Below are 9,096 nucleotides of genomic sequence, written 5' to 3' on the forward strand. Positions count from 1 at the left end.
GCCCGCGGCAATTCTCGTTGGTTGGCCAAGTGCCAACCAACAGAATATGCCCTTTTAGGCGGGCGACTTGTCGAGCTTTGAACCGGACGGAACTGCCCTACGCGGGCGGCGTCCGGGTGACCCCGGCGGGACAGAGCGAAACTGCGTTTCGCTAAGACAGTCTCAGAAAATTTGGGGTAGCCCCGGCCAGTAAAATGCCCGACGACCCGCCCCGGGCTACCGCGGCAACGGCGATGGGATGTTGAACTACGCCGGCAACGAGGGGAACAGCTGGTCGTCCACCGTCAGCGGTGTCAATAGTGTGTACTTACGTTTCGTATCTTATGCGACTCAACCGACCTTTGCACTCAGCCGCGGCTTCGGTTTTCAGTTGCGTTGCCTCTCGGAATAAACGGGGTGTGCCTCTTGCCGACTGTGTCTGCCCTATACCCCGGCTCTACCTCGGAGACCCGAACAATTTACCTTAAACAAATACATATGGCCCTGATTCGCCCCCTGAACGGAATCACCCCGCAATTCGGGAAAAACTGCTTTCTGGCCGAGACCGCCGTCCTGATCGGTGACGTCACCCTCGGCGACCACTGTTCCGTCTGGTACGGAGCCGTCCTGCGCGGCGACGTCAACCCCATTCGGATCGGCAACCGCGTCAATATCCAGGACGGCGCCGTGCTCCACACCCTGCACAAACGCTCCGTCGTCGAGATCGGCGACGACGTCTCCGTCGGACACAACGCCGTCGTCCACGGCGCCCGCGTCGAACACGACTGCCTGATCGGGATGGGCTCCACCCTGCTCGACAACGCCGTCGTGCACAGCGGCACCATCGTCGCCGCCGGCGCCCTCGTGCTGAGCGGACAGGAGTGCGAACCCGGATGCGTCTACGCCGGCGTGCCCGCCCGGAAAGTCAAAACCCTGACCCCCGAAGAGCAGCACCGCATGATTCATTTGAACGCCGAGCACTACCTCACCTACGCCTCGTGGTACACCGCCCGGGAAGAGTGACCCCTCGGCAAACACCCCGCCGCCCTTCGGAAAAAAGTGGCTTTTCGGCTGGAAATGAGCTCCCTTTGCCCGTGTAAGCTTACACACGGGCCGACACCCGCCGCCCTTAAGTGCGGGAAGTCTCATTTCCAAACACGCCAGCCATGAGCTACCCACTCAAAGCCCACACCCTGCCGATTTTGGAGCAGGTGATCGCTTTGCCCGATCGCGACCGGCTCGTCGGAGACCTCATTCAGTCGTTCGACACCCTGCGCCAGACCCCGCTCGACCCGCAGACTTATGACCCTCAGACCATCGCCCTCGTCGCCTCGCTCCGCAACCCCATCGACGACCTGCACACCTATCTCGCCCTGATCGATGCACAGGATCCGCTTTTCGATTCGATCTATTTTCTGCTCGGGAACTCTCCCTCTTCCGCCTACGCCGCCGGCCCGCTCATCGACCCCTCGGCCTATATCGCCGCCTGCACCGCCGCCGGCCATTGGAGCCGTGTCGAATTTCAGGACAGCCCCGGCTATCTGATCTGCTACAACGACACCGTCCCCTACGACGAACGGTTGATTCTCAACGTTCGAACCCAGGCCGACGCCTTCGCCTTCGTCGATGCCCTGCGCCTCGTCGCCGACCGCACCCTCGCCTTCAAAGTGCTGCTCGCCACCGCCGCCGGCCCGCTGAACGACACCGAAAAGAACGACAAAGTCGTCCTCTACTACACCTCCGCCCGGCGTGCCGAGCGATTGGCCCAGGTCGATAGTCTGCTCTCGGGCATAACCCTCGAACCCACCCTCAGCGGTTTTTATTTGGCCCTGCGCCCCGGCGTCGGGATGGCCGCCGAGACCGATCCCACGTGGAGCTTCACGATGTATAACACCGAATACTGCATCGAATACCTCCTGCGTCACAGCGCCGGCGGCCCCGAAGCCGGGATTTCGCCCACCGCCGACGGGATGTACGACCACGTTGTGCGGCGGCTGGTCGCGAACGGCCGGCTCTCCGCCGACCGGATCGATCCCGCCGACCGGCCCGCCGGCTTGTAGCGGGAGGACGGTTTCTCTTTTGCGCGAAACATCGGCCGGGCCCGCACGGGTTGCACACGTCCCGGAAAAACCGTATATTTGCAGGTTACCGAGAAAAAGCATACGCGCATATGAGCGAAGAAGAAGTAAAGACACAGAACAACGGAGAATACTCGGCCAGCAGCATCCAGGTGCTCGAGGGGCTGGAGGCGGTGCGCAAGCGGCCGTCGATGTACATCGGCGATACCGGTGAGAAAGGTCTCCACCATTTGGTCTACGAAGTGGTGGACAACTCCATCGACGAAGCGATGGCCGGATATTGCACCACCATCGACGTGACCATCAACGAGGACAACTCGATCACCGTGAGCGACGACGGGCGCGGGATTCCGACCGACTACCACCCCAAGGAGAAGAAATCCGCTTTGGAGGTGGTGCTCACCGTCTTGCACGCCGGCGGGAAGTTCGACAAAGGCTCCTACAAAGTTTCCGGGGGGCTGCACGGCGTGGGGGTATCGTGCGTCAACGCCTTGTCGACCGACCTCGAAGCCGTTGTGCACCGGCAGGGGAAAATCTTCCGGCAGCACTTCTGCAAAGGGGTGCCACAGGGCGATATCGAAGTGATCGGAACCACGGATCGCACCGGGACGACCATTACGTTCAAACCCGATGGCGAGATTTTTACCCAGACCACGACCTATAACTACGACACCCTGAACTCGCGGCTGCGCGAGCTGGCTTATCTCAATAAAGGGATTCGGCTCAACATCACCGACAAACGCGAAAAGGACGAAGAGACGGGCGAATACCGCCACGACAACTACTACTCGCAGGAGGGGCTCAAGGAGTTCGTCAAGTTCCTCGACGGGACGCGCGAACCGCTGATCGAACACACCATCCACATCGTCGGCGAGCGCGACGGGGTGCCGATCGAGGTAGCCTTGCAGTACAACACGGGCTTCAGCGAGAACGTCCACACCTACGTCAACAACATCAACACCATCGAAGGGGGGACGCACCTGACGGGTTTCCGGCGCGGGCTGACCAGAACCTTGAAAAAGTATGCGGATGAGAGCGGCATGCTCTCGAAACTCAAGTTCGAGATCAACGGCGACGACTTCCGCGAAGGGCTGACCGCGATCATCTCGGTCAAGGTCGCCGAACCGCAGTTCGAAGGGCAGACCAAGACCAAACTCGGGAACTCCGAGGTGGCGGGGGCGGTGGACAACGCCGTTTCGGCCGCGCTGACCAACTATCTGGAAGAGAATCCGAAGGATGCCAAAGCGATTGTGCAAAAGGTGATTCTGGCGGCTACGGCGCGGACGGCGGCGCGCAAGGCGCGGGACCTGGTGCAGCGGAAGACGGTGCTCTCGGGGTCGGGGCTGCCGGGAAAGCTGGCGGATTGCTCGTCGCGGGACATGGAACAAACCGAAATCTTCCTGGTCGAAGGGGACTCCGCAGGCGGGACGGCCAAGCAGGGGCGGGATCGTGCTTTTCAGGCCATTCTGCCGCTGCGCGGTAAGATTCTGAACGTCGAAAAGGCCACCGACCACAAGATGTACGACAGCGAGGAGATCAGGAACATCTTCAACGCGCTGGGCGTTAGGGTTGGAACGGAGGAGGATAGTAAGGCTCTTAATTTGAGTGGATTGCGATATGGTAAGGTAATTATCATGACCGATGCCGACGTGGACGGGAGCCACATTGCGACATTGATTATGACCTTCTTCTTCCGCCGCATGCCGGACATTATCCAGAAAGGGCACCTCTATATCGCCACTCCGCCGCTCTACTTGGTGAAGAAGGGGCAGAAGCAGCAGTATTGCTGGAGCGAAGAGCAGCGTCTGGCGACAGTCGAAGAGTTCGGGAGCAAAGGCGTTCATGTCCAGCGATATAAAGGGTTGGGTGAGATGGATGCCGAGCAGCTGTGGGAGACCACGATGAATCCGGCGGGCCGGACACTGCGTCAGGTGACCATCGAGAATGCGGCGGAAGCCGATCGGATTTTCTCGATGCTGATGGGAGACGACGTGCCGCCTCGCCGCGAGTTCATCGAGCGGAACGCCCGGTACGCCAAGATCGACGCCTGACGACGGATTCGGGCTTCGCTCGAATCTGAAAGTAGGTTAAAAAAGTTGCATTCGGTTTCGATCTGCCCTTTGCAGGTCGAAACCGAATTTTTATTGAGTGCAGGAACCTCGGCGCGCGCAAAGAGTTGGGTACAGCAAACCCGTAAGCGAAACGCAGTTTCGCCTGTCCCCGCACCCGTTGGGTGTTTTGTTAGGGTTCTTTCTGCCTTACTAAGTGGGGCTCGCTTGGCCGACGCGTTCGCGTCGTGGCGCGCGGCCGTTATTACTTTCAAGCAACCGCGCGCCACGCCTTAAAAGGGAAATCGTCAAAACTCGCTTGCGAGTTTTGACTGGATTTCCCAAGGCGCGCGAACAGCGAACGGTGCGAAGATTTGGGCAGAGCAGCAAAGTGGAAATGCGCAGCATTTCCCGTCCACGGGACGTGGGGCCTGCCCGGCCCGAGGGCAGTTCCATCCTGTTAGGGTAGAGGCGGCCCTTTCAGAGTGCCCCAAGGCGCGCGAACAGAGAACGGTGCGAAGATTTGGGCAGAGCAGCAAAGTGGAAATGCGCAGCATTTCCCGTCCACGGGACGTGGGGCCCGCCCGGCCCGAGGGCAGTTCCAGCCAGTTAGGGTAGAGGCGGCCCTGTCGGAGTGCCCGAAGGCACCGCGCGCCACGCCTTAATAGGGAAATCGTCAAAACTCGCTTGCGAGTTTTGACTGGATTTCCCAAAGGCGCGCGACAAAGGATGAGAAATAAAACCCGCGCGCGACCGCTGAAGTAGGAAATCATCCAAACGCGCTCTCGCGCGTTTGGATAAGATTTCCGCCAGCGCGCGGGAAAAGAAACAAGGCCGAATGGGGTGGAGAATTGGGCCGAGGATTGGGCTGAGTGCTGTGCGACCCTTCGGGTCGCGCAGTCCGTCGCCACCCCCGGCGGCGGGCTGCAACTCGACGGAGCTCGTTGCGCCCTCTGCTGGCGCCGAACTGCGATGGATTTTCGGCCCACGTGGCTCTGCGCCCGGCTCCGTTTATTCCGAGAGGCAACGCAACTGAAAACCGTGGCCACGGTAGTCCGATCCGCTAGTATAGAGGTTTTGCGAATTGAAATGTAAGTTTAGTCCACTCCTTTCATTCGTGGCGGAAGATCGGCTAAATCCGCAGTAGCCGATGCCCATCAGGACTCCTAATCGCCCGTTGTTGCCTGCATCGCGGAAGCCCGGGGCGGGGTTCTCTTTGTGTCGCGCGCCTTGGAAAATCTTATTCAAAAGCGCACCACGCTTTTGAATGATTTTCCTATTAAGGCGTGGCGCGCGGTCGAGCTCCGAACCGGACGGAACTGCCCTGCGCGGGCGGCGTCCGGGTGACCCCGGCGGGACGGAGCGATGCTTGCGCATCGCTAAGACAGCCAGCCCCGTTTATTCCGAGAGGCAACGCAACTGAAGACCGTGGCCGCGATTGTGCGCGTTGCTGGGATGGAGGCTCGTCACGTTGAAATTCAAGTACACCCCGTTGCTTCCGCTTACTGACGACGAGTAGCTGAACCCGCCGTTATCAACGCCTACCAGTTTGCCATCCGCGTGACCGCGGTAGCCCGGGGCGATCCACAGGCGACCCCTTCCGCCCGCGACAAACGACCCCTGCCGACGAAAGAGACGGAAATTTGCAGGTAATCACCGAAAATTATTACCTTTGCAGACCTCGACGCCAGGCATCTGCCGAAACCTGACCGCGCCGAGTTTCCGATTCTGTTGTTGAGACCATCAAACACCCGAACAGACTATGTACTGGACACTCGAACTGGCATCCAAACTCGAAGATGCGCCGTGGCCTGCCACCAAAGATGAGCTGATCGACTACGCCATCCGTTCCGGCGCCCCGTTGGAAGTGATCGAAAACCTGCAGGAGATCGAAGACGAAGGCGAGATATACGAAAGCATCGAAGACATCTGGCCCGACTACCCCAGCAAAGACGACTTCTTCTTCAACGAAGACGAATATTAACCGCTCGTTTTTCTCCCGCCCCGGGCCACCCACCTTTCATTCTCCCCCCACCACACCGTTCCCTATGCTGAGTCGCCGACTGCTTCGAATCAAAACCGTCAAAGCGTTATACAGCTACTTCCAATCCGGCGCCGAATCCATTCCCCGTTCCGAGAAAGAACTCGACACCGCCATCCGGAAAAGTTACGAACTCTACCTCATGCTCGTCGCCCTGATCGGCGAAGTGGCCCGCGTCGCGCGCGAACGGATCGAAATCAACCGCGCCAAACTCATGCCCACCGACGAAGACCTGCACCCTAATTTGCGGTTCGTCGAAAACCGCGTCGTGCGGATCATCGAAGACAGCTCCGTGCTGGGAGATGCCATGACCCGGTGCAAAGCATCTTGGCGGGGACAGGAAGCCGTGATCAAACGCCTCTATCAGGACATGATCGCCGCACCGTATTATAAACGGTACATGGAGGCACCCGTGCCGGGAGACGAGAAAGAGGCCTTTGCCGCCGACCGGAAACTCGTCATCGATTTCCTCTCCACCCAGATCGAAGACAACGAATACCTCGAAGAGGCGCTGGAAGAGAGCTCCCTCTTTTGGGTCGACGACCTCTCCTACTGCCTCGGCCTCGCCATCCGCACCATCGGCTTCCTGAACGAGACCTCGGCCGATCCGGAAATCATGCCCATGTACAAGAACGAGGAAGACGAACAGTACGTCGAGACCTTGTTCCGCAAAGCGCTCCTGAACCACGAAGAGTACTTCGGCTACATCGACCGCTTTACCCGCAACTGGGACTTCGACCGGATCGCCTTCATGGACAAGATCATTATGCTCGCCGCCATGACCGAACTCGTTCAGTTTCCGACCATTCCCGTCAAGGTGACCTTAGACGAATTTATCGAAATCTCGAAATATTATTCCACCCCGGGCAGTAGCGTTTTTGTCAACGGCATACTCGACAAAGCCGTCGTCCAGTTGACCCAGGAGGGGAAAATCGCCAAACAGGGGCGCGGCTTGATCGACAAGACCGTTGTCCGCGCCGGGGGGAATAAGGGACAGTAATTACTCGTTGTATATAGCGATATTTATGCGTCATTTTTTCATTTGTCTTTTCGTAAGCATGTGCGGTTTTGCGCTGATCGGTTGCGGCGGGGCATCTTCGGGCGGCGGCACAGACCTCGCAGCGAAGGATACGGCCGGCCTGCTGACCGTCCGGCTTCCGATCGCAGGGGACGGCGGAGGAGAGCCGGCGCGCAGCTATGATACCATCCGGATGGGGCGCATGGCCGAAGGCGAGGTGCTCGAAGGACGGTTCCGCGTGGCGAATGTTTCGGAACGGCCTCTGGTCATCGTCCAGGTGATTACCGGCTGCGGCTGCACCACGGCCGATTACGACCCCGCGCCGATTGCTCCGGGAGACACCATCCTGATGACCTGGCGGTTCGACAGCCGCGGACGGCTCGGACAGCAGTTCAAATCGATCGAAATCATCACCGCAGAGCGGCAGTGCGCCACGATTTATCTGGACGGCGAAGTGACCTTGAAAAGTGCGGGAGAATAAAACAGCTTGCGCAACATACGAAACGGCCCGTTTTTTGCGTTTAGTAAAAAGCACCTTACCGAACCTGAAAATTAACTCAATTCAATAGACAACATGACACTCAACACAATCCTGCTTCAGGCGCCCCAAGGGGGAGAAGGCGGTGGAAACTACTCGTTCCTGATTATGATGGTTCTGCTTTTCGCCGTGATGTACTTCTTTATGATCCGTCCGCAGCAGAAACGACAGAAAGAGTTGAACAAATTCCGCAATTCGTTGGAAAACGGTACGAAAGTGGTGACCGCCGGCGGGATTTACGGCACCGTGAAAGAGGTGAACGAAGAGAGCGTGCTGGTCGAGGTGGACAACGGCGTGAAGTTGCGGATTGCCAAGAGCATGGTGATGCGCGATCCGTCGGACATGGTTCAGAAGTAGTTTTGGGAGGGTAGGGGATAGCCTATCCATTTAATCCTTATATAGTTATAAGAAACGGGTATTGCGGCATGTCGTTTCATGCTGCAATACCCGTTTCTTTGTGTTTAGGAGAGACTTGGGGCCTACCCGGCCGACACATTCGCGTCATGGCGCGCGACAAAGAACTGGGTGCAGTGAACCGGTAAGCGATACGCAGTATCGCTCCGTCCCGCCGAGGTCACTCGGCCGCCGCCCGCGCAGGGCAGTCCCGTCCAGTTGGGGTAGAGGCTGCCATTTCGGAGTGCCCGAAGGCACCGCGCGCCGACGCCTTAGGAGGCGATTCAACTGTTTCGGTTTATCGCCGAAACAGTTGAATCGCCTGGCGCGCGAAACGCGGCGGAGCGACAGCGGAGCCGCAGTGAGGCGGACACGGGGCTGAGAGCGAGTAGCGCGATTCGCAGAATCGCCGGCCTCGGAGCGCAGCGAACGCCACAGGCGGGCGCCGGGGGGCGCGCCCGAGGACGAACGGGCGGAGAATTGGGTTGTGGGTTGGGAGAAGTTGGAAGCGGGCCGGGGCCCGGGAGGTGCCGCAATTCTCGACGCGCGAGCGGCGTGTTGCGGGCCTCCCGAGGGGAGGCGTCCGGCCCGCGCGCCCCTGCGGGTCGCAGGATACGGCATGAAGCGAGACGGCTGCGATTTTCAATAAAGAGTCGGGGGATTTTCAAGGGGGATGCGAGTCCCCCTTGAATGTGCTCTTTGCCTACTTTCTACCACATAGTAGAAAGTAGGGGCCTCCGCGGCCTAAGCGGAACAGAGAGAAGAGGTAAACTAATCACCTCGACGTTGACAGCCGAACGACGTTAGGCCGATTGGGCTTTTTCCGCGCGCCTTGGAAAATCATATTCAAAAGCGTAACCCGCTTTTGAATGATTTTCCAGTTAAGGCGACGGCGCGCGGTGCCTTCGGGCACTCCGACAGGGCCGCCTCTACCCCAACCGGATAGAACTGCCCTCGGGCCGGGCAGGCCCCGCGTGCCCGCGGTGGGCAAATGGCTGTGT

The 9,096-nt window shown here is 59.2% G+C and carries 9 protein-coding genes; 8 read left to right on the forward strand and 1 reads right to left on the reverse strand.

Annotated elements, in window-relative coordinates; translation table 11 throughout:
- Positions 1 to 238: 238 nt before the first annotated feature.
- The 4 genes from QZ292_RS08130 to gyrB all read left to right on the forward strand — a co-directional run bounded on the left by QZ292_RS08130 (position 239) and on the right by gyrB (position 4,108).
- Positions 239 to 391 carry a hypothetical protein gene (locus QZ292_RS08130; RefSeq protein WP_294600414.1) on the forward strand — a complete coding sequence of 51 codons (153 nt, stop codon included), beginning with the start codon at positions 239 to 241 and terminating at the stop codon, positions 389 to 391.
- Between the two features lie 86 nt (positions 392 to 477).
- Entirely contained in the window at positions 478 to 1,002 is a 525-nt protein-coding gene (locus tag QZ292_RS08135) for a gamma carbonic anhydrase family protein (RefSeq protein ID WP_294600416.1), read from the forward strand.
- 143 nt (positions 1,003 to 1,145) lie between these two features.
- Entirely contained in the window at positions 1,146 to 2,039 is an 894-nt protein-coding gene (locus tag QZ292_RS08140) for a hypothetical protein (protein WP_294600418.1), read from the forward strand.
- Between the two features lie 110 nt (positions 2,040 to 2,149).
- On the forward strand, positions 2,150 to 4,108 hold the full coding sequence (gyrB, locus tag QZ292_RS08145; protein ID WP_294600420.1) for a DNA topoisomerase (ATP-hydrolyzing) subunit B: 1,959 nt from the start codon (positions 2,150 to 2,152) through the stop codon (positions 4,106 to 4,108).
- Positions 4,109 to 5,116: 1,008 nt separating this feature from the next.
- Here gyrB and QZ292_RS08150 read toward each other — a convergent pair.
- Positions 5,117 to 5,353, reverse strand: a complete 237-nt coding sequence (locus QZ292_RS08150; protein WP_294600422.1) for a hypothetical protein — start codon at positions 5,351 to 5,353, stop codon at positions 5,117 to 5,119.
- Positions 5,354 to 5,867: 514 nt separating this feature from the next.
- Between QZ292_RS08150 and QZ292_RS08155 the strand changes: the two genes are divergently transcribed.
- The 4 genes from QZ292_RS08155 (at position 5,868) to yajC (ending at position 8,059) form a co-directional block, all read left to right on the forward strand.
- Positions 5,868 to 6,089 (forward strand): DUF2795 domain-containing protein, encoded by a 222-nt coding sequence (locus QZ292_RS08155; RefSeq protein ID WP_294593799.1) that lies wholly within the window; start codon positions 5,868 to 5,870, stop codon positions 6,087 to 6,089.
- A 64-nt stretch (positions 6,090 to 6,153) separates the two neighbouring features.
- Positions 6,154 to 7,146, forward strand: coding sequence for a transcription antitermination protein NusB (locus QZ292_RS08160; protein ID WP_294600425.1), 993 nt, complete (start codon positions 6,154 to 6,156; stop codon positions 7,144 to 7,146).
- Between the two features lie 25 nt (positions 7,147 to 7,171).
- Positions 7,172 to 7,645 (forward strand): DUF1573 domain-containing protein, encoded by a 474-nt coding sequence (locus QZ292_RS08165; RefSeq protein ID WP_294600427.1) that lies wholly within the window; start codon positions 7,172 to 7,174, stop codon positions 7,643 to 7,645.
- Positions 7,646 to 7,738: 93 nt separating this feature from the next.
- Entirely contained in the window at positions 7,739 to 8,059 is a 321-nt protein-coding gene (gene yajC / locus QZ292_RS08170; RefSeq protein WP_294600429.1) for a preprotein translocase subunit YajC, read from the forward strand.
- Positions 8,060 to 9,096 lie beyond the last annotated feature (1,037 nt).

It is taken from the genome of uncultured Rikenella sp., from assembly GCF_910577125.1.
Classification (GTDB): domain Bacteria; phylum Bacteroidota; class Bacteroidia; order Bacteroidales; family Rikenellaceae; genus Rikenella.

Bases quoted from the DNA above. Each gene is read 5' to 3' on its own strand.
- QZ292_RS08155 (WP_294593799.1), top strand. From the start codon at position 5,868: ATGTACTGGACACTCGAACTGGCATCCAAACTCGAAGATGCGCCGTGG.
- QZ292_RS08135 (WP_294600416.1), top strand. From the start codon at position 478: ATGGCCCTGATTCGCCCCCTGAACGGAATCACCCCGCAATTCGGGAAA.
- QZ292_RS08140 (WP_294600418.1), top strand. From the start codon at position 1,146: ATGAGCTACCCACTCAAAGCCCACACCCTGCCGATTTTGGAGCAGGTG.
- QZ292_RS08165 (WP_294600427.1), top strand. From the start codon at position 7,172: ATGCGTCATTTTTTCATTTGTCTTTTCGTAAGCATGTGCGGTTTTGCG.
- gyrB (WP_294600420.1), top strand. From the start codon at position 2,150: ATGAGCGAAGAAGAAGTAAAGACACAGAACAACGGAGAATACTCGGCC.
- QZ292_RS08130 (WP_294600414.1), top strand. From the start codon at position 239: ATGTTGAACTACGCCGGCAACGAGGGGAACAGCTGGTCGTCCACCGTC.
- QZ292_RS08160 (WP_294600425.1), top strand. From the start codon at position 6,154: ATGCTGAGTCGCCGACTGCTTCGAATCAAAACCGTCAAAGCGTTATAC.
- yajC (WP_294600429.1), top strand. From the start codon at position 7,739: ATGACACTCAACACAATCCTGCTTCAGGCGCCCCAAGGGGGAGAAGGC.